The organism is Sedimenticola hydrogenitrophicus (assembly GCF_025175675.1).
Lineage (GTDB): Bacteria > Pseudomonadota > Gammaproteobacteria > Chromatiales > Chromatiaceae > Sedimenticola > Sedimenticola hydrogenitrophicus.
On record NZ_JANIOA010000010.1, the window covers coordinates 83,842 to 103,204 of the forward strand.

The window sequence follows — 19,363 nt, forward strand, 5'->3', positions numbered from 1 at the left end:
GACGTGAAGGGATTCACTAATGCCGCGGGGGCAGGGATGCCCAGGAGCGGCATCACACGATGGCTTGATTCCTCGAATCCGGCTCCTTTTTCAGCGCCTGCCCAAGCCGCTCCCGGCCATCCATGGCCTCCGCGGCATAAGTCCATCCGTGGACAAAACTCGCTTCGCTCAGACAAGGGCAGGATTGAATCTGAAAAAGGAACCGGATTCGAGGCGCCATCCAGATCGCTCAACAAGCCAGGCCAATCGCTTGCAGGCCGGGTAGTAGTTACGATACAGGTTTATTGTCGCAATCCATAGGGCGGGCCGTGCCCGCCGATGAACGCAAGGGGTCGGAGTCAAATCAAATGTACGGGTTGAGTTTAAACCTCCTGTTTCAACTGATTTGACTCCGACCCCTCTGGATGTATCTGGATATGACTACTGCCCCTCAGGATATATAGGCCGCCCTGCGGGCGCGACCGGCGGGCACGGCCCGCCCTATGTTTGACGCATCTGCATAGACACATCAGGATATTCACATGTCATTCAATCCCGAACGTCTGCTGAATATGCTTTTGACATATCCACAGCCCAGCGGCTACCTGCTCGGCTTCAGCGGCGGTCTGGACTCCCATGCGTTGCTGCACGCCCTGGCGGCACTGGGCGAGCGGCTGCCGGCCCCGCTGCGGGCGATTCATGTGGATCATGGGTTGCAATCACAAGCGGTCGCCTGGTCCCGGCACTGCGCGTCGGTCTGCGCGAAACTCAACGTCCCCCTGGAAACCTTCTCATTACAGCTCCAGCCGGTCAGGGGTGAGAGCCTTGAGGCGCTGGCGCGCGAGGCGCGCTATGGCGTGCTGGCGCGGGAACTCCGCACCGGGGAGATGCTGCTGACGGCCCACCACCAGGATGACCAGGCCGAGACCCTGCTGTTGCAATTGTTGCGCGGGGCCGGGCTGAGCGGCCTGGCCGCCATGCCGGGCCTGACGGAATTTTCCCGCGGTTGGCATACCCGCCCGCTGCTGGCTGTTAGCCGTGACGAACTGATGCGGTACGCCGGTGGGGCGGGCCTGGAGTGGATCGAGGACACCAGCAACCGGGACATCGGGTTCGATCGCAACTACCTGAGGCACGCAGTGATTCCGTTGCTGAAGGCGCGCTGGCCGGCACTGGGCAGCACCCTGTCGCGCAGCGCGCGCCACTGTGCCGAGGCGGATGGGCTGATCGAAACCCTGTTGTCCCGGACCCTGGAACGGATTCACCAACCGGTCGACGGCACCCTGTCGGTGGCGGCGCTGAACGCACTGCCGGCCGAACAGCAATCGGCGCTGCTGCGACTCTGGTTCGGTCAGCGGGGAGTGCCGTCGCCCACCTCGGCGATTCTGCAGCGGATCATCAGCGAGGTCCTGGGTGCGCGCCGGGATGCCACTCCCCAAGTGGCCTGGAGCGGGGCGGAGGTGCGACGCTATCGGGACCGGCTCTACCTGATGCCGCCACTGGCGCCTTTCGATCCCTCCCTCTCCCTGGTCTGGAGAGGCGAGCCCGCGCTGGCCCTGCCGGCCGGTCTGGGTACGCTCCATTTTCGCCCCTCGGTCGAGGAGACGGGGGAGCGGGCGGGAACCGGCCGCTACCGGATTCGCTTTCGCCGGGGCGGCGAGCAGTGCCGGCCGCTGGGGCGGGGTGTGGGCAAACGGGTCAAGGCACTGTTGCAGGAGGCGGGCGTGTTGCCCTGGATGCGCGAGCGGATACCGCTGCTGGAGATCGACGGGGAGATCGCCGAACTGATCGGCATCTGTCGCTGTGAGCCGGCCGCCCGGGACCCGCTGCTCAGCGGGCTGGAAATCAGTTGGGACTGCCCGCTACCCTGGCGGCAATTCCCCCAAGTTGATAAATCGGATTAAATTTTATTATAAACCCTAAAGTTTCTGCTGGCTTGGGCGATAGTCCTCCGTAGTGGGATTAAATGAAGCGGCAGCGGTGGCAATCCGCGGCATTTTAGTTTCGTGGGGTGGATAAGCCGGTAGGCGCATCCACCATTGCCGCGGGTTTGAAGGGGTCAGAGTCAAATGGGTCGAGGCTGTAGGGTCATACTCAGCTCGTTGAACCCATTTGACTCCGACCCCCCGCAACGCGGAACAGGCCGGCAGATTCGGAAAAACGATCAGTAACAACAACTGTAATATGCAAACCTTGGAGTGGAAAATGAAACGACAGGCGGGTTTTACCCTGATTGAACTGGTGGTGGTGATCCTGATTCTCAGCGTGCTGGCGGCCACGGCGCTGCCGCGGTTTATGGATGTGACGCAGGACGCCCATGTGGCCGCCGTCAAGGGTGCCGGTGGTGGGTTTGGCTCAGCCGTCTCCCTGGCGCATGCCCAGTGGGTGGCCAATGGCAACACGGCGGCGGTTGATAATCTGGTAGGTTTCGGGGACGGCACGATTGACACCAATGCCAATGGTTGGCCAACGTCAACCAACGGCAATAATGCTAATCCGAATGCTACAAGATGCGTGCAGATATGGGATGATGTCATGCAGAATCCACCTCCAGCAGGAACGGGCACGGTAAATGTGGATTACCAGGCGACGGCGTCAGGCAGTGTTTGCACCTTTAACTATCAGCCGGCCGGCAGCATGAGTATCACCTACGATGTGAGTAACGGTGCAGTGACAGTAGATGCCGTATTTTAATGGTTAGTCTTAGGGGTGGACTCAAATTGAACAATTTTGACTCTGCCCCTTTCACTGGCAAGCGGCGCCCACGGGACGCCCTGCAATGCCGATCCGGCCTGTAACTCACGACATGTAATCGTACGAAAGGGTTGAGTGCTGAATACCATGTCACCTCCTTCCACAGCAACCGAACGGGCACCGCTTGAGTGCCCGTTTTGCGTGTGGAGCGATTTGCCGGGGCATAGGGCGGGCCATGTCCGCCAACCTGTAGGAGCGGCGCCCCCGACGCGAACGGCCTCGACCCGGGGGCGGACCTCCCGCCATACCTCTCTGGCAAAGCAGGTGTCGGAGTCAGGTCGCGTACATCGTTCGTATTTACCACGGGATTTGTTACGACCTGACTCCGACACCTTGATTGAACCTCTGGCGCCCACGGTGTGCCCTATACCGATACATGGGGCGGATCCTGCCGCAAGCCACCACAACCGGACCGCTCAACGGGGCTTCACCCTGGTGGAATTGGTGGTGGTCCTGTTGCTGGTGGGGATATTGGCGGCGGTGGGTATGCCGCGCTTCTTCAATCAGCTCACCTTCCAGGAGTGGGGCTTCAGCGACGAACTGGCGGGGGCACTGCGCTTCGGCCAGAAGCTGGCGATCGCCACCGGTTGCGATACCCAGGCGGCCATCACCGCCGCCGGTTACCAGCTCAATCAGCGCGTCACCTGCAACAGCGGCGCCTTCACCACGCCGGTTCGCCTGCCCGGCGGCGACGGCACCGGTTATGCCGGGAGCGCCCCGGGCGGCATCGCGTTGACGGCTGCATCACTCTATTTCGACGCATTGGGGCGGCCCCACGACAGTGCCGACGGCAACTTGCTGGCGGCGGCGACCAACATCGCCATCGGCAGCCGCAGTGTCTCTGTGGAACCCCAGACCGGGTATGTGCACTGACATGACGCGTCGATCGGCAATTCAAGTATCAAATATTGGCTCGGCCACGGAATTTGTGGGTGTTGAGAGAAAATATTTTCTCTCGCCAAGCACGCCGAGACGGCGCATACCAGAAATAAAGCGAAAAAATCAGTTTTCCTCGGCGTTCTTTGCGTCTTGGCGAGCGCAAAATAAAGCCGGAACAATGGAGGTGTCGGAGTCGGGCCGGGCTGGAGTCCAGGCATACAGCCGACGCCGTGCATGGCCCGACTCCGGCACCTGGGTTCACTGTCAACGCGGTGTCACCCTGATCGAGCTGGTGGTCTCCATCGTGATCCTCTCCGTGGCGGCCGCCGGCATCATGATGGTGATGACCCGGACCGTGCTCTCCAGCGCCGATCCCATGCTGCGGGAACAGGCGACCGCCATCGCCCAGTCCTATATGGAAGAGATCCTCACCCAGCCGCTGACTGACCCGGACGGGGGCGAGGTGAACGGTCCCGAAGGCGGCGAGACCCGGGCCACTTATGACGATGTGTGGGATTACCACGGAATCGCCAACAGCGCCGGAGCGCTGGATCAGAACGGTGGCTCAGTGGCCGGGCTCGAGGGTTACAACATCGCCGTGGCCGTCAGCACTGCCAATCTGGGTCCGGGGGCCGGCAGCCCGGCAGTGCGTATCGCCATCACCGTGACCCACGACGGCCAGGCCGGTATCAATGTGCCGGTCGTGGCCTACAGGTTGAATTGAGATGACGTTCAATACGGCAACTCTTTCCGTAGGCAAAGCGGCGGCGCCGCGAACGATTCAGGTGTCGGAGTCGGGCCGTGCAGGAGTCCAGGCATACCGCAGAGGCTGTGCATGGCCCGACTCCGACACCTTGCCGCGCGACGAAGCAAGGCGTGTACGGCCTCACTCCGACACCGGGTACAACCGCCAACGCGGCTTCACCCTGATCGAACTGGTGGTGGTGATCGTGATCAGTGGCGTCATCGCCGTGGCCGCCTCCCAGCTGATCCAGCGCCCGGTGGAGATGTACCAGTCCCAGGCCAGCCGCGCCCGGCTGGTGGACCGGGCCGATACCGCCCTGGTACAGATGACCCGGGAGCTGCGGGACGCCCTGCCCAACAGCGTGCGTATCGGCTGTACCGGACGCTGTCTGGAGTTCCTGCATGTGGTCACGGGGGGGCGCTACCGGGCCGCCCCGGTGGATGATCCGTTACAGCTCAGCTTCAACCCGGCGGATGTGGATTTCCAATTTGAGGTGCTCGGTCTGTTACCCAACAGCGGCCTGATCCAGTCGGGGAGCAATGCCAATGATTGCGCCAGCATGAATGCCGCCTGCCTGGTGATCTACAACACCGGGCTGCCCGGCAGCAACGCCTACAACCTGGACAATGCGGCCACCGTTACGGCTGTGAATACGCTGGTGCCCATCACCCTCGATTTTATCAACAGTGGTTTTACCGGCGGTCAGACCGCCTTTCCCGCCAGCTCGCCCGACCAGCGGTTCTATATTGTCGACACACCCATCACCTATCTCTGTGACCCCGATCCCGGCAGCGGAACCCTGCGGCGCTACCAGGGCTATAACCTGCAGGCGGATCAGCAGGACCTGGACAGCCATGCCGAACTGCTGGCCCAGCCCAACCCGGCGGAGCATGCCCTGCTGATAGACCAGGTCAGCGCCTGCCGCTTTACCTACACCCCGGGGACCCCCTCCCGTAACGGGCTGGTGACCCTGGAGCTGACGGTCCAGGAGCGCAGTGAATCCATCACCCTGCTGCAGCAGGCCCACCTGGTAAATATGCCATGAGCAGATGGGGCGGCAATGCGATGCAGGGTTCGGTGGGACAGCGGGGTTTCTCCCTGATCAGCACCCTGTTCATACTGGTGGTCCTGGCCGCCTTGGGCGGCTACATGGTGCGGCTGAATGTCGCCCAGCAGACCACCACTACCCTGTCGTTGCAATCCGTACGCGCCTGGTATGCGGCGGCCAGTGGCCTGGAGTGGGCGGTGTACCAGATCAACACAGGTAGCAGTTGTCCCGCCGTGCCGAGCAGTTTTACTGCCGAAGGATTCACGATTTCCATGACCGCCTGTACGCCTTATCCGGTAACCGAGGGTGCGACCGGTTACAACCTTTACGACGTCCAGGTCGAGGCGAGCCGGGGCAGTTTCGGGTCGACGGACTATGTTTCACGCCGGCTGCGTGCCACGGTAACCGGGAGCTGATGCATGACACGGTATGTTGAATCAGGATATGGAGCATTGAAGGCGTGGTGGCCATGGGTATCACTCAGCCTGTTGTTGGTTTTGCAGATCGGGATGGTCCAGGCGGCGGAGGTGAAACGGGTGCAAAGTGGCATCCTGTCCAGCAACAGCGCCGCTACGCACACGGTGAACATCACAACCGTCGATCCGGCCAAGGCTTTCCTGATCTTTCAGACCCGACACAGTTCCAATCGACCCGGTGGCTCGGCTGCCGCGGGACGGCTGGGATCCGCCAGCTCGCTGGAGTTCGTGACTACCCGCAGCGATCCTATTGATATCCAGTGGTATCTGGTGGAGTTTGCCTCGGGGGTAAATGTCCAGCGTGGCGAGGTGTATCAGAATAGCGCAACGGTCAATATTCCAATTATCCAGTTGGCTTCATTGGAACAATCATTTGTCACCTGGTCCAAGGCCATCAATGGGTCGCACAGTACCTGGGGGACCGATGACCCGGTCTTTATGCAATTGACGGCCATCAACAATCTTCAGCTGCGCAGCAGCGCATCGACCAGCAACCACCGTGTCTGGTGGCAGGTGATCGAGTATACCGATGCGGCCGATATCCAGGTGCAGCGCGGTACCACGACGATTGCTTCCAATAAGAACGACCAGACAGTCGCCATCAATCCGGTCGGCTTGAGCAGAAGTATTGTATTGGCCGGGAACAGGATTGCCGCTGATGCCAAGCAGATCAATCGCCATACTCTGAGTGCTGAATTCAGTGACAGTGACACATTGCTGTTTTCCCGTCATCGTGAGGGGGGAAACGTCTCCATACCGGAGATCGGCTGGCAGGTGATCGAGTTCAGTGACGGCACCCTGGTGCAGTCCGGTGTCACCAAGGTTTCTAAAAACACCCTCACCGAAACGGCTTTGCTGTCTCCTGTCAATCCCAACCTTTCGATTGCCCTGGGTTCGGTGCAACCGGCCGGTGGTCAGAATATGGGACGTACCAAATACCAGGGCGATGATATCCCCGGCGTAACCGCCTTTACCCTGGGTCTGACCGGCAATACCCTCACCCTGCAACGCAACAGTGACCTGCATGAAGCAACCATCGGCTGGTTCGTCGTTGAATTTCCGACACCCCGACTGGCCGAGTGGCGCATGGATGAGGCCAGTTGGGGGCAGGTGCAGGATGCGACCGGCAATGGTTATCACGGAACGGCTCGCAATGGCGCAGCAACGGCCGCAACCACCCCGGCCGTACCCGGCAGTCCAGGCACCTGCCGTTATGGCACTTTTGACGGGGTCGATGATTATGTCGATTTGCCGGGTCTGCCCAATCTCACCGGAAGTTTTACCATCACCGCCTGGGTCAGGGCGAACGAACTCGGCAAGGATCAACGCATCTTTGCCGATGACCAGAACAATAGTGGCGGATTTGCCTTTAGTCTGGGTGATGGCGGTGATGGAAAACTGCGCTTTTTCTCCCGTCAGGTAAACCCGATTAGCGTCGATACTCAGAATGCGGTGATTTCGGCAGGCACCTGGCACCACGTGGCAGCAGTACATGATGTGACGGCCAGGACGCGCATGATTTATGTGGATGGTGTGGCGGTGCGACTCAATAACGGCAGCACCAGTTCGGTTTACACCGGGACCTGGGGTAGTGATCCAGGCGCCGCCAGCCTTGCAGGCGAGAACGATGCCGCTGGCGGTGAGGCGGTTCCCAACTGGCGTTTTAACGGCAGCCTGGATGAGGTGCGGATATACTCTGATGCGCTCACCCAGAGTCAGATACAGGCGGTCAAAGATGAGACCCGTCCTTGCGCGGCAGCCGGGCTGGATCATATCCGCCTCGAGCACGACGGCCAGGGACTCACCTGTACAGGCGAGACGGTCACCGTCAGGGCCTGTGTCGATGCGGCCTGTAACGATCTCTATACGGGTGAGGTGACGCTTGATTTCAGCTCCCCCGCCTCGGGCTGGAACGCGGACCCGGTTACCTTCAGCGGCGGTAGTGCCAGTGTCAGTCTGAGCCGTACCACGGTGGGCACCGTGGTGCTGGATGCGAGCGCCAGCTCGCCGACGGCAACCGGCGACACGCAATGCAGTAACAGTGGCGGTGGGAATCCCTGCGAAGTCACCTTCGCCGCTACCGGTATCCTCATCGACGGGGACGATGGCGACGGGGCCGCGGAGAGCATGATTTCCACCCAAATCGCCGGCAAGCCCTCGAACAGCGGTTACGGTGCCGCGGTCCAGCGGGTGCGGGTGGTGCGGACCGATGACCAGACCGGCGCCTGCGTTGCCGGTGTCGCTAACCAGACCCTGGATGCCGTGGTCAGCTACCTGGTGCCGGTGGCCAGTGAAGGATTGGGGGATAACGCCCTCAGCGTCACCGGTGTGGGTAGTGCCAACCTGACTGCCGCCGGCGGCGGCCAGACCCTCCAGCTCGCCTTCGACGGCAACGGCACCGCCCCCTTCAGCTTCAACTCGCAGGACGCGGGCCGATATCAGTTGCGGGTGGAGATGGCGATACCGGTGGTAGACCCGGACGGCATCCCGACCGGGGAGACGGTGGCCGCCAGCGATACCAGCAACGGCTTCGTGGTTCGACCCCTGGCGGTGTACGCCGATGCGACGGGCAATCCCCGGGCGCAGAGTGCCGCTGGGACGGCGTTCAAGGGGGCGGGGGAGGCGTTTACCCTCGGCTACAGGAGCTTGCGTTGGGTGTCGGGACGCGACAATGACAATAACGGCATCTGGGACAGCTGTTCCAGCCCGACCCTTGCCGATCCCGGGGCCTATGCCCGGCTGCCGGCCTGGACCTTCGGCCAGGCGGGTGCCGATCTGCAACAACCTGTCGGGGGCAACGCCGGCACCCTGACCCATGGGGGCGGGGACGCCGCCATCCCGGCTGGGGCAACCAGTGTCGACGAGGGTAATGTCGCTTATAGCGAGGTGGGCATCATCCAGCTTCAGGAGGATAGTCTCAATCCCTTCCTCGGCGAGTCGGTGAAGCTCTGTTCGCCCTATATCGGACGCTTCATACCGGCTGATTTCAGCTTCAGCATCACCGATCAGGGGGTGCTGGAAAACAGCTGCCCGGCCGGTAGCTTCAGCTATGCGGGCACACCCATAGGCTATGCCGCGCTGCAGTTACCGACCGCCATCATCACCGCCAGAAACAGCAGTGGGGACATCACGCGGAATTACACCGGGGCGTTTATGAAGCTCCCGATGACCGGTATCGATATACCCGATATCACCAGTGATGGCAGCCAGCTGGGCGCGGATGGCGTGACCAGGGTGGGACTCAGCTGGGAAGTTGGCACGCCTTCCTTGACCGATAACGGCGACGGCACGCTGGGATTCGTGTTGGCTGGGGATACCTTCACCTATGGCCGCACCAGCAACGACCGGGTGGCCCCCTTCACCAGCGATGTGCAGCTGGCGGTGCAGGGCATAACGGATGACGACGGCGTCAGCGCTACCGGACTGCCCGAAAATTTCACCCCGACCGGGGTGGAGCTACGCCACGGGCGCATGGCGATGCAAAATGCCCAGGGTTCGGAACTGCTGCCGCTGCGGGTGCCGCTGCAGGTGGAATACTATGCCGGAGCCGCCAGCGGCTTTGTGGTCAATGGCGCCGATACCTGCACCACCGGAGTGACGATGACTCTGAACGACCCGCTGGGACAGGTAGTGATCGCCGGGGGCAGTCGCAATACCGCCATTTATGCACCGGCCGCCGTGGCCGGCGCCTTTGCGGCGATTGACCTGAGTAATCCTTCACTGCAGTTTGTCCAGCCGCCGCTGGCGGGCGAATTCAATCTGCACCTGCAGCCGTCGGGGCAGGGCAATGCCGGGAGTACTGTGGTGGAGGTGGAAGTGCCACTCTGGTTGAAGTATGACTGGAGCGGCGCGGGGATGGCGGATCCCTCGGCCAAGGCCACCTTCGGCGTGTTCAGCCGTCCCGGCGGACTCATCTATCAGCGGGAAACCTACTAGCGTTGGTGATTGCTCCCGGATACAACAACATTGAGATGTAGGATGGGTGAAGGAGGAACGACGTAACCCATCAAGCGGGCAGGGCACCATGCGTGGGGGATACCCGGCCGTATTTGCCGAGTGCGCTGTGAGCCACCGTTTGACGATTGAGGCATCGGTGGGTTACGCGGCGCCCGGGTGCTGTTGTGGACTGGAAGTGAAGTGCCTGTGCGCCGCTAACCCACCCTACGCGCTGTGCCCACGCTGTCATCTGTGTTGTAGTGTCCGCGTGGGCACAAAAAGCGTGCCCACCCTACCTGCCTATTCGAACCACGGATTCACACCGATAGACACAGATGGGTTCACCCTTAAGCCGGGCAAAAGTATGCCCCCGCACGGCCAACTACCTGTCGAGCAGCTTCCTTATCCCCAAATCCGTGTATATCCGTGTCCATCCGTGGTGCTTCTTCAGTCAGAGAGAGCCCCGTGGGCGGCGTGGGATATCGCATCGCGGATTCGGCAGACAAGATCCGCCTGCCGCGCTGGGCATCAGCTTCGAATAGCCGAGAGTCCACCTTCCAGTACGTAGACGTCGAAGCCCTGCTGGCTGAGGAGGAAGGCGCAGGTGGCGCTTCGCTGTCCCGAGTCGCAGTAGACGATGTATTTCTTGCTCTTGTCCAACTCGGGAATGGCCGCCCGCAGCTGATTCTGCGGGATGTTGAGACTGCCCCGCAGGCCGTTGTGCTCGAATTCCCGGCGAAACCGTACATCGATGCGCACCGCCCCGTCGGCGGCCATCCTGGTCAGGGTCGGATAGTCGATCCACTGTAGCAGGGGGGCCTCCAGCAGCTGCAGGAAGTCCTCCTTGGCCAGGCGCATCAGTTTCCCGTTGGTCAACATGGAGACATTGGCATTGCGTACCGAATCGGTGATCAATGCCTCCTCGCCAAAGCTGCTGCAGGGGCCGAGTTCGGCCAGTACCACCTCGCCGGTATCGGAGGGCAGGGTGACGCGGCAGCGGCCCTGCTTGATCACGTAATAGTAGTCACCGGGATCGCCGGTCTTGACGATCAGGTCTCCGGCCCGGGCCTCGACCTCCTCCATGCGCGAGAACAGATCCTGGATGTTGGCCGCGGGCAGCCGGGTGAAGGCGGTGGTCTGCATCATCGACATCATCCACTCGCTCTCCTCGGCACTGGGACCGCCGGTGGGTTCGGGATGACTGTTGATGGAAAACTCCGGCGAGAAGTGTCCCCAGGCGAGCAGGCGCTCCAGCAGGGCCGAGTCGAAGCGGACCACGGTTGCCGCCTGCGACACCACCACGCCGCGGTAGTGGCGTGGTTTGCGACTGGCCAGCGCATGCAGCCCCCGGTCGGAGCCGGCGGATACCCGGATCTCCTCGCCCTCGGGCGAGGTGAGGCAGAGCTCCCCGGACATCAGGAAGAGGCTGTCCGGATCATTGTCCCCGATATTGAAAACCTGTTCGCCGTGCAGGTAGCGCTCGACGTGGGCCTGCTCCGCCAGATAGAGCAGATTGTCCTCATAGAGGGCATTGACCGGAATCAGGGTGCGAAATTTATTGAGATCCAGTTCCATAAATCATCCAGAAAGCCTCAGTGGAATGCGCTTTACACTACGAGAATAGTGCCTGAGGAGCAAGCGGAATGATTGTGTAATGTAACTACTCACGGGGTGATTTGCTTGCCTTGTTGGCCGATCTTGATGGCGCCTCGAATCCGGCTCCTTTTTCAGATTCAAGCCTGCCCTTGTTTGAGCGGAGCGAGTTTGGGCAGGCGCTGAAAAAGGGGCCGGATTCGAGTAGACAAGCCATCGTGTGAGGCCGGCAAGGCAGGCCAGTCACTTACAGACCGGGTGAGTAGTTACTGTGGAATATGAATTCCGGACGGTTTCCGTCGCTACCCTTTCTGGTGTAATATTCGCCCTCCGTTTCGTTCGAGGTAGACCATGCAGGATCTCAATCCCATCACTAATAAAATCAGTGAATTACGAGGGCGCTCGGAGTCCCTTAGGGGGTACCTTTGACTATGACCGCAAGCAGGAGCGCCTGACCGAGGTCCTGCGCGAGCTCGAAGATCCCGACATCTGGGGCGATCCCGAGTATGCCCAGTCGCTCGGCAAGGAGCGCGCCACACTTGAGGCCATCGTACTCACCCTGGACGGACTGGTCAACGGACTGAACGAGGCCGCCGACCTGCTGGAGATGGCGGTGGAAGAGGGCGATGCCGAGACGGTGGATTCGGTGGTGGCCGATCTCGAAAGGTTCGAGAAACAGGTCGCCGAGCTGGAGTTCCGTCGCATGTTCTCCGGCGAGATGGATGCCGCCAACGCCTTCCTGGACATCCAGGCCGGTTCCGGCGGCACCGAGGCGCAGGACTGGGCCGAGATGCTGCTGCGTATGTATCTGCGCTGGGGCGAACACCGTGGTTTCAAGACCGAACTGATGGAGGTCTCGCCCGGCGAGGTGGCCGGCATCAAGTCGGCCACGATCCGTTTCGAGGGTGAGTTCGCCTTCGGCTGGCTGCGCACCGAGATCGGCGTGCACCGGCTGGTGCGCAAATCGCCCTTCGACTCCGGCAACCGGCGCCACACCTCGTTCGCGGCGGTGTTCGTTTCCCCGGAGGTCGACGACTCGATCGAGATCGACATCAATCCCGCCGATCTACGTATCGACGTCTACCGCGCCAGCGGCGCCGGCGGGCAGCACGTCAACCGGACCGAGTCGGCGGTGCGCATTACCCATAACCCCACTGGCACCGTGGTGCAGTGTCAGAACGACCGCTCCCAGCACAAGAACAAGGACCAGGCGATGAAGCAGCTCAAGGCCAAGCTGTATGAGCTGGAGATCCAGAAGCGCAATGCTGATCAGCAGGTGTTGGAGGCGAGCAAATCCGATATCGGCTGGGGCAGCCAGATCCGCTCCTATGTGCTCGACCAGTCGCGCATCAAGGACCTGCGTACCGGGGTTGAAACCGGCAATACCCAGGCGGTGCTGGATGGCGGGCTGGATCTGTTTCTTGAGGCGAGTCTCAAGAGCGGCTTCTGACCGATTATCTTTCCTGATTACCCACAATTCTCAGTCAGGTTCGAATATTGTTAATCAAGCCGCGAATAAACGCGAATAGACGCAAATAATAACAAAACCAATTAACTGACCAGTGAGCAATGGAACGGGTCTCTATCTGAAAATGAATGACGCCCTTCCGACAAGGACACGAGGTACATGGAAATTAATAGAATTCGCGTTCATTTGCGTTCATTCGCGGCTAATATTTTCCTGATCGTGGCTGAGCCAGGTGAGTAATCAGGTTATCTTTTTACGCGTTTGGTCTGATGCTCCCGCAGCCTTCTCTGACGCAACAACCAACGAGTTTTTACCATGAGTGAACAGATCCAGGACGAAAACAAGCTAATTGCCCAGCGCCGCGAAAAGCTGGCGCAGATCCGCGAGCGCGGCATCGCCTTTCCCAACGACTTCCGTCGCAATGTGGTGGCTGGTGAACTGCACGCCGAATATGGCGAGAAGAGCGCGGAGGAGCTTGAAGAACTGGCTGTGCGGGTGCGGGTGGCCGGGCGCATGATGAGCCGCCGGGTGATGGGCAAGGCCAGCTTCTCCCATCTGCAGGACATGTCCGGCCGCATCCAGCTGTTCATCCAGCGCGATACGCTGCCGGAGGGGTTCTACAACGATATCTACAAGAAAGAGTGGGATGTCGGCGACATCATCGGTGCCGAGGGCCAGCTGTTCAAGACCAAGACTGGCGAGCTTTCGGTGCGCTGTGACGAGCTGACCCTGCTGACCAAATCCCTGCGTCCGCTGCCGGAGAAGTTCCATGGCCTGACCGACCAGGAGCAGCGTTATCGCCAGCGCTACCTGGACCTGATCATGAGCGAGTCCTCGCGCGACACCTTCCGCCTGCGCACCCGCATGATCCAGTACATCCGTGGTTATCTGAACCGGAAGGATTTCATGGAGGTGGAGACCCCCATGATGCAGGCGATACCAGGCGGCGCGACGGCGCGCCCCTTCGTCACCCATCACAACGCCCTGGACATGCAGCTGTTCCTGCGCATTGCGCCGGAGCTGTATCTCAAGCGCCTGGTGGTGGGGGGCTTCGAGCGGGTCTACGAGATCAACCGCAACTTCCGCAACGAAGGGCTTTCGACCCGGCACAATCCGGAATTCACCATGCTGGAGTTCTATCAGGCCTATGCCGATTACAACGACCTGATGGATCTGACCGAGGATATGCTGCGCGGTCTGGCCCGTGAGATCCTGGGCGATACGGTGATCCGCTACCAGGGCGAGCGCTATGACTTCGGCCAGCCGTTCGCCCGCCTGTCGATCAAGGAGTCGATCCTCCATTTCAATCCCGCTGTCCGGGCCGAACAGCTGGAGGATCTGCAACAGGCGCGTGGCCTGGCGGAATCCCTCGGTATCCCGCTGAAGGCCAGCTACGGCCTGGGCAAGGTGCAGATCGAGATCTTCGAGAAGACGGTGGAGCACCGGCTGATGAATCCCACCTTCATCACCGCCTACCCCACCGAGGTATCACCCCTGGCACGGCGCAATGATGACGATCCCTTTGTCACCGACCGCTTCGAGTTCTTCGTCGGCGGGCGCGAGATCGCCAACGGCTTCTCCGAGCTCAACGACGCCGAGGACCAGGCGGAGCGTTTTCGCATGCAGGTGGAGGAGAAAGAGGCGGGGGATGACGAGGCGATGCACTTCGATGCCGACTATGTGCGCGCCCTGGAACACGGTCTGCCGCCCACCGCCGGTGAAGGCATCGGTATCGACCGGCTGGTGATGCTGTTCACCGACTCGCCGTCGATCCGCGACGTGCTGCTGTTCCCGCACATGCGGGCGGAGTGATTGAGCGTCTGGAATTTAAATATTTTTTATTAACCGCGAAAAACGCGAACCACACGAAAAAACAGTCGTAGGTTGGGGTGAGCCTGCGAACCCCAACGGTGTTGCATGCGTGCGCCATGATGTTGGGGTTTGTTCCTCACCCCAACCTACGGTCTGACAAACACTCATTTTCGCGATTTCCGCGCCTTTCGGTTAATAGCTTTCTCTATTTTGAAGGTTGGCGGGTATTTAGAGAAAAACACCCTGTATCGATTCGATATCCTCGGCCACGCCCTCGATCTCGATCAATTCAACCTCCGGGTCGAGCCCCACCTTCAGGAACGCCGGTACGTTGATCCAGTTGGCCATGCCGCCGATGTCCTCGGCGGGAAGGGCTTGGAGCCGGGCGACAATCACCACATCCACATAATCGGCCTGGGGCCCGCCGTCATACTGGAGATTCTGCGCCTCGGCCGCCACCTTGATCAGGGTCTCGGGAAAGCCCCAGAACTCCAGGATCTGGGTGCCGATGCTGGGGGTCAGCTCGGCTACCAGGCTGTCCAGCTCCACCTCGTCTTCCATCAGCTCGGGATAGGCCTCGGCCCAGGTGAGAATCGGCAGGGAGCCGATGTTGTGGATCAGACCGGCCAGCATCGCCTGCTCCTTGTCCAGGTGCGGCAGGTTCTGGGACAGCACGCGGCTGATGGCGGCAATCTCCACGCTCTGCTCCCACATACGGCGTAACCGGACGTCCAGGGTGTCGGACGTGGCCTGGAAGATCTGTTTCATGGCCAGGCTGACCACCAGGCTGCGAACCAGCTTGTAACCGAGCCGGGTCACCGCCATCTGGATGCTCTCGATCGGCACCCGTCCGCGATAGAGGGGGCTGTTGGCGACCTGCAGCAGCCGGGTGGAGAGGGCCGCATCGGTGCCCACCATGTCGGCTATCTGGTGGGCGGTGATGTTCTCCTGCTCCACCGCGTCACGCACTTTCAGGGCGACTTCCGGGAGCGTCGGCAGGGTGATCTTGTTCTCTTTGATGGCGGTCTGGAGTGACTCGAGAAATTCAGCTTTGCCAATCATATCGGTAATTCAGTCCCAATTGGCGGGTGCGGCAGGCGGGCCGCCGGACATCCGGCGACCGGTCAGACCCGGTGTTGTTGTTATCACTGTATCGGAAGATGCCCCGGATACTTGAACCTGGAAAACGCAGTTGGATCACAAAAAGCAGCGGCACCCCTTGCGGCACCTGGCTATGAGAAAAATGGCTCATCACCAATAAGGTGACCATGCCATTTTTCTCTACGCCATGCACCACAATGGATACCACTCTTTTTTCGCGTCCAACTGCGTTTTCCAGGTTGAACGGCTGCGCTGATCACGATCCGATTCAGCCGGGCGCATCAGTCTCATCAAAACCGTAGGGCAGGGTGCCGAGCTTCAGTTTCGGCCCGGTGTCGCCCTGCAGGTGCAGATTATCCTGTTCGAAATTCTTGATCTCCGTCACCGCCAGCAGGTCGAAACCGCCGCCGGGAGCGGGCCGGGCGTCCACCACCTTGCCCGCGCCCTGTCCGGATGCGCTGCCGGGTGCGAACAGTTCATCTCCCGGTACCGGCCGGGTGTCCGTATCCACAGAGGCCAGGTACATGCGCCGTTTCAGCTTGCCCAGATATTTCATGCGGGCGACCACCTCCTGTCCGGTGTAACACCCCTTGGTGAAGCTGACGCCATCGATCTGCTGCATGTTGGTCATCTGCGGCACGAAGGCGTCGCTGGTCTCCCGGTAGATGGTCGGGATGCCGGCGCGGATATCCAGCAGGGACCAGTAGTCCCGGTTGCCCGGTTGTGCCGCTTGTGCCAGTTCGCTCCAGCTTGCGGCGACCGCCTCCGGGGTGCCGCTGAGCTGAAAGCGTGCCGGTTCGCCCGGCAGCCGGATCAGCGTGATCCCGCTGTGTTGCGCCACCTCGCCCGGTTTGTCGGGGACCTTGGAAAACTGCCGTTGCAGCAGGCCTTCGGCACAGTCGCCGGCGAGGCCGATGGAGACGATCTCATCGCTGGCGTCGGTCACCTTGACCTTTGATATCAGCACGAACATCGGCAGGCGGTGCAGCACGGTTTCATAGGTGTCGCGCGGCATCTGCAGGAAGTAGTCACCCTGATGCAGGAAGATCCTGAAATTGGCCAGCATCCGTCCCTTGGGCGAACAGTAGGCGCTCAGTTGGCTCCAGCTCTCGGTTACATCGCGGATGTCGTTGGTGAACTGGCCCTGGAGAAAGGTACGGGCATCCTCGCCCGCCACCCGGATCAGCCCCAGATGGGAGAGGTCGAACAGGGCACAGGCCGGGAACGGGTCATCGCAGACAAAACGGACCTCGCCTTCCGCCGATATCTGCGCCGACTGGGATTCAAGAAAGCTTTGCCATTGGCTATTCATGTTGCTGGATCCTCGGGTGCCCTTGTGTGGTAACGGTTATCTTTAATTGCCAGGGAAAATTCTCTCTGAATCAGTCATGTAATCCGATTTAGAGGGGGAGTCAACCGGTCGTTTGAGATCCGGCTGAGCAGAATCTTCAGCATCGAAGGGTAACATACCGGGCACAGTGGGTCGCCACTCTGGATATGGGGATATATGAATTTATGATTATCCGCACTATCCGGCGGTCAAGCGGGGATTCTCGGTTTATACTCGGCAGCCGAGAGACACAGATAGGAAGCCCATGTCAGTTTTCAGAGCAGCACCAGGCAGCTTGGCCCTGTATAAGGTTCGTCCGGCCCGCGTCACCCAGGTCAGTGACAAGATCGATATCGATCTGGGGACCGGTAAGGGCAAGCGGGTCCGCCCCAAGGATATCCAGATTCTCCATCCCGGTCCGCTGAACCGGCTGGAAGACCTGGTGGAGCTGAACGGCGAACTGGCGGAGGCCTGGGAACTGCTGAGTGGTGAGGAGACCAACCTGGAGGAGCTCTCTTCCCTGATCTATGGCGACTTTACCCCGGTCACCGCCTGGGCGACCTGGCAACTGGTGGAAGAGGGGCTCTATTTCGAAGGGAACCCGCAACAGATCCGCGTGCGCAGCGCGGCCCAGGTGACGGCCGATCAACAGGCCCGCGAGGCCAAGGCGGCGGCGGAGCAGGCATGGGCGGATTTTCTCGCCCGGCTGGAGCGGCGGGCGATCGAACCGCAGGACCACGAGCGGCTGGTGGAGGTGGAGAAGCTGGCCCTGGGGGCGAGCGAAAACAGCCGTATTCTACAGCTGCTGGGTCATCAGGAGACCCCGGTGAATGCCCACCGCATGTTGGTGGGCGTGGGCTATTGGCGTGACGACCACAACCCGTTTCCGTTACGCCAGCAGCTGCCCTGCGAGGATCCGCGCCTGGAACTGCCGCCCCTGCCGGACGAGGCGCGGGAGGATCTGACCGCGCTACCCGCATTTGCCATCGACGATGAGGGGAGCGAAGACCCGGACGATGCGATCTCCCTGGAGGGCGATCGCCTGTGGGTGCATGTGGCGGATGTGGCCGCGTTGGTAACCGCGGATTCGGCCCTCGACCGGGAGGCGCGCAGCCGGGCGGCCAACCTCTATCTGCCGGAAAAGATCGTGCATATGCTACCGCCCGAGATCACCCACCGGCTGGCCCTCGGCCTGCAACCGGTTTCACCGGCACTGTCGATCGGCATGCGCCTGGACGCGGCGGCGCGGATCACCGATGTGAAACTCTGCAAGAGCCTGGTCAAGGTGACGCGCTACACCTATGACGAGGTAAACCAGCGCATGGACAGTGCGCCGTTTGCCGCCCTCAGGGCGCTCACCGACTGTTTCCGGGCGCGCCGCCTGGCCGACGGTGCGGCCACCATCGATCTGCCGGAAGCCAGTGTGCGGGTGCGTGATGGCGAAGTGGTCATCCGCCCCATGCAGCGCCTTCACAGCCGCGAGATGGTGACGGAGGCGATGGTGATGGCCGGCGAAGCGATTGCCGGTTACGCGCTGGCGCAGGAGATCGCGGTGCCGTTCGCCATTCAACCCGCCCCGGACCAGGCGGAGACCCCGGTCGGACTGGCGGCCATGTATGCCTATCGCCGCAAGATGAAGCCGTCCCGGTCCCGGACCCAGGAGGGGCCCCATTCAGGCCTGGGCCTGACCTGCTACACCCGCACCACCAGTCCGTTGCGGCGCTATCTGGATCTGGTGGTCCATCAGCAGCTGCGAGCCCATCTGGATGGCCGGGTGCCGCTGTCTCTGCAGCAGATCGGTGAGCGTATTGCGGCGGTTGAACCGCTGAATGGGGCCATTCGCCGGGCCGAGCGCCTCTCCAACACCCATTGGAAACTGGTCCATCTGAAGCGCAATCCGACCTGGCAGGGTGAGGCGGTGGTGGTCGAGGTGGCGGAGAACAAGGCCACCCTGCTGATTCCCGAACTCGCCATGGAGACCAAACTCCGGCTGCGCCAGGAGCTTGCCCTCGATGCATGCCTGCGCGTCGCGGTGCGCGAGGTGGATGTGGAGGATCAGACGGTCTGGTTCCGGCCGTTGGGTTAGCCACCCACACGCCATCAACAGCCGGCATCCTGCCATCCAATCTGAAGCGGAGTCCCACATATCTCGCATTTTAACGCGCCACTTCTTATACTGGGGCGCCGGTCTGTCCGCTACCGGGCGATGTCCCGCCGCGGGCGGTTTCAGGCGGCAACAAAC

Annotated in this window: 14 protein-coding genes; 10 read left to right on the forward strand and 4 right to left on the reverse strand. The window is 61.3% G+C overall.

Going from position 1 to position 19,363, the window contains the following annotated elements; translation table 11 throughout:
* Positions 1 to 521: 521 nt before the first annotated feature.
* From tilS to NPX02_RS07695, 7 genes are all read left to right on the forward strand, one after another.
* A complete protein-coding gene (gene tilS, locus NPX02_RS07665; protein ID WP_260292903.1) occupies positions 522 to 1,883 on the forward strand; it encodes a tRNA lysidine(34) synthetase TilS in 1,362 nt (453 codons plus the stop codon).
* Positions 1,884 to 2,184: 301 nt separating this feature from the next.
* Entirely contained in the window at positions 2,185 to 2,673 is a 489-nt protein-coding gene (locus NPX02_RS21345; protein WP_305792786.1) for a type II secretion system protein, read from the forward strand.
* A 432-nt stretch (positions 2,674 to 3,105) separates the two neighbouring features.
* Complete coding sequence (locus NPX02_RS21600; protein ID WP_418067324.1) at positions 3,106 to 3,606, forward strand: prepilin-type N-terminal cleavage/methylation domain-containing protein; 501 nt, start codon at positions 3,106 to 3,108, stop codon at positions 3,604 to 3,606.
* A 190-nt stretch (positions 3,607 to 3,796) separates the two neighbouring features.
* Positions 3,797 to 4,336 carry a prepilin-type N-terminal cleavage/methylation domain-containing protein gene (locus tag NPX02_RS07680; protein ID WP_260292905.1) on the forward strand — a complete coding sequence of 180 codons (540 nt, stop codon included), beginning with the start codon at positions 3,797 to 3,799 and terminating at the stop codon, positions 4,334 to 4,336.
* Between the two features lie 130 nt (positions 4,337 to 4,466).
* On the forward strand, positions 4,467 to 5,402 hold the full coding sequence (locus tag NPX02_RS07685) for a prepilin-type N-terminal cleavage/methylation domain-containing protein (RefSeq protein ID WP_260292906.1): 936 nt from the start codon (positions 4,467 to 4,469) through the stop codon (positions 5,400 to 5,402).
* A complete protein-coding gene (locus tag NPX02_RS07690; RefSeq protein ID WP_260292907.1) occupies positions 5,399 to 5,821 on the forward strand; it encodes a pilus assembly protein MshP in 423 nt (140 codons plus the stop codon). Before NPX02_RS07685 ends, NPX02_RS07690 begins: the two co-directional genes overlap by 4 nt.
* Before the next feature lie 3 nt (positions 5,822 to 5,824).
* On the forward strand, positions 5,825 to 9,817 hold the full coding sequence (locus NPX02_RS07695; protein WP_260292908.1) for a LamG domain-containing protein: 3,993 nt from the start codon (positions 5,825 to 5,827) through the stop codon (positions 9,815 to 9,817).
* A gap of 528 nt (positions 9,818 to 10,345) precedes the next feature.
* On the opposite strand, the gene NPX02_RS07700 is transcribed toward NPX02_RS07695, so the two are convergent.
* On the reverse strand, positions 10,346 to 11,392 hold the full coding sequence (locus tag NPX02_RS07700; protein ID WP_260292909.1) for a cyclic nucleotide-binding domain-containing protein: 1,047 nt from the start codon (positions 11,390 to 11,392) through the stop codon (positions 10,346 to 10,348).
* Positions 11,393 to 11,761: 369 nt separating this feature from the next.
* On the opposite strand from NPX02_RS07700, the gene prfB reads away from it, so the two are divergent.
* Positions 11,762 to 12,860 (forward strand): peptide chain release factor 2 gene (prfB, locus tag NPX02_RS07705; RefSeq protein WP_260292910.1). Its coding sequence is split into 2 segments (ribosomal slippage): positions 11,762 to 11,836 and positions 11,838 to 12,860, totalling 1,098 coding nucleotides; the frame shifts between segments, so codons are not numbered across the junction.
* A gap of 333 nt (positions 12,861 to 13,193) precedes the next feature.
* On the forward strand, positions 13,194 to 14,690 hold the full coding sequence (lysS, locus tag NPX02_RS07710) for a lysine--tRNA ligase (protein ID WP_260292911.1): 1,497 nt from the start codon (positions 13,194 to 13,196) through the stop codon (positions 14,688 to 14,690).
* A gap of 228 nt (positions 14,691 to 14,918) precedes the next feature.
* Here lysS and NPX02_RS07715 read toward each other — a convergent pair whose 3' ends face one another.
* From NPX02_RS07715 to ygfZ, 3 genes are read right to left on the reverse strand one after another with little or no spacing between them, the layout of a single operon-like run.
* Positions 14,919 to 15,752, reverse strand: a complete 834-nt coding sequence (locus NPX02_RS07715) for an HDOD domain-containing protein (RefSeq protein WP_260292912.1) — start codon at positions 15,750 to 15,752, stop codon at positions 14,919 to 14,921.
* Positions 15,736 to 15,999 carry a hypothetical protein gene (locus NPX02_RS07720; protein WP_260292913.1) on the reverse strand — a complete coding sequence of 88 codons (264 nt, stop codon included), beginning with the start codon at positions 15,997 to 15,999 and terminating at the stop codon, positions 15,736 to 15,738. Before NPX02_RS07720 ends, NPX02_RS07715 begins: the two co-directional genes overlap by 17 nt.
* A gap of 60 nt (positions 16,000 to 16,059) precedes the next feature.
* A complete protein-coding gene (ygfZ, locus tag NPX02_RS07725; protein ID WP_260292914.1) occupies positions 16,060 to 17,103 on the reverse strand; it encodes a CAF17-like 4Fe-4S cluster assembly/insertion protein YgfZ in 1,044 nt (347 codons plus the stop codon).
* Positions 17,104 to 17,386: 283 nt separating this feature from the next.
* Here ygfZ and NPX02_RS07730 point away from each other — a divergent pair, with 283 nt between their 5' ends.
* A complete protein-coding gene (locus NPX02_RS07730) occupies positions 17,387 to 19,207 on the forward strand; it encodes an RNB domain-containing ribonuclease (RefSeq protein ID WP_260292915.1) in 1,821 nt (606 codons plus the stop codon).
* Positions 19,208 to 19,363 lie beyond the last annotated feature (156 nt).

Bases quoted from the DNA above. Each gene is read 5' to 3' on its own strand.
- NPX02_RS07695 (WP_260292908.1), top strand. From the start codon at position 5,825: ATGACACGGTATGTTGAATCAGGATATGGAGCATTGAAGGCGTGGTGG.
- NPX02_RS07690 (WP_260292907.1), top strand. From the start codon at position 5,399: ATGAGCAGATGGGGCGGCAATGCGATGCAGGGTTCGGTGGGACAGCGG.
- ygfZ (WP_260292914.1), bottom strand. From the start codon at position 17,103: ATGAATAGCCAATGGCAAAGCTTTCTTGAATCCCAGTCGGCGCAGATA.
- lysS (WP_260292911.1), top strand. From the start codon at position 13,194: ATGAGTGAACAGATCCAGGACGAAAACAAGCTAATTGCCCAGCGCCGC.
- NPX02_RS21345 (WP_305792786.1), top strand. From the start codon at position 2,185: ATGAAACGACAGGCGGGTTTTACCCTGATTGAACTGGTGGTGGTGATC.
- NPX02_RS07715 (WP_260292912.1), bottom strand. From the start codon at position 15,752: ATGATTGGCAAAGCTGAATTTCTCGAGTCACTCCAGACCGCCATCAAA.
- tilS (WP_260292903.1), top strand. From the start codon at position 522: ATGTCATTCAATCCCGAACGTCTGCTGAATATGCTTTTGACATATCCA.
- NPX02_RS07730 (WP_260292915.1), top strand. From the start codon at position 17,387: ATGTCAGTTTTCAGAGCAGCACCAGGCAGCTTGGCCCTGTATAAGGTT.
- NPX02_RS07700 (WP_260292909.1), bottom strand. From the start codon at position 11,392: ATGGAACTGGATCTCAATAAATTTCGCACCCTGATTCCGGTCAATGCC.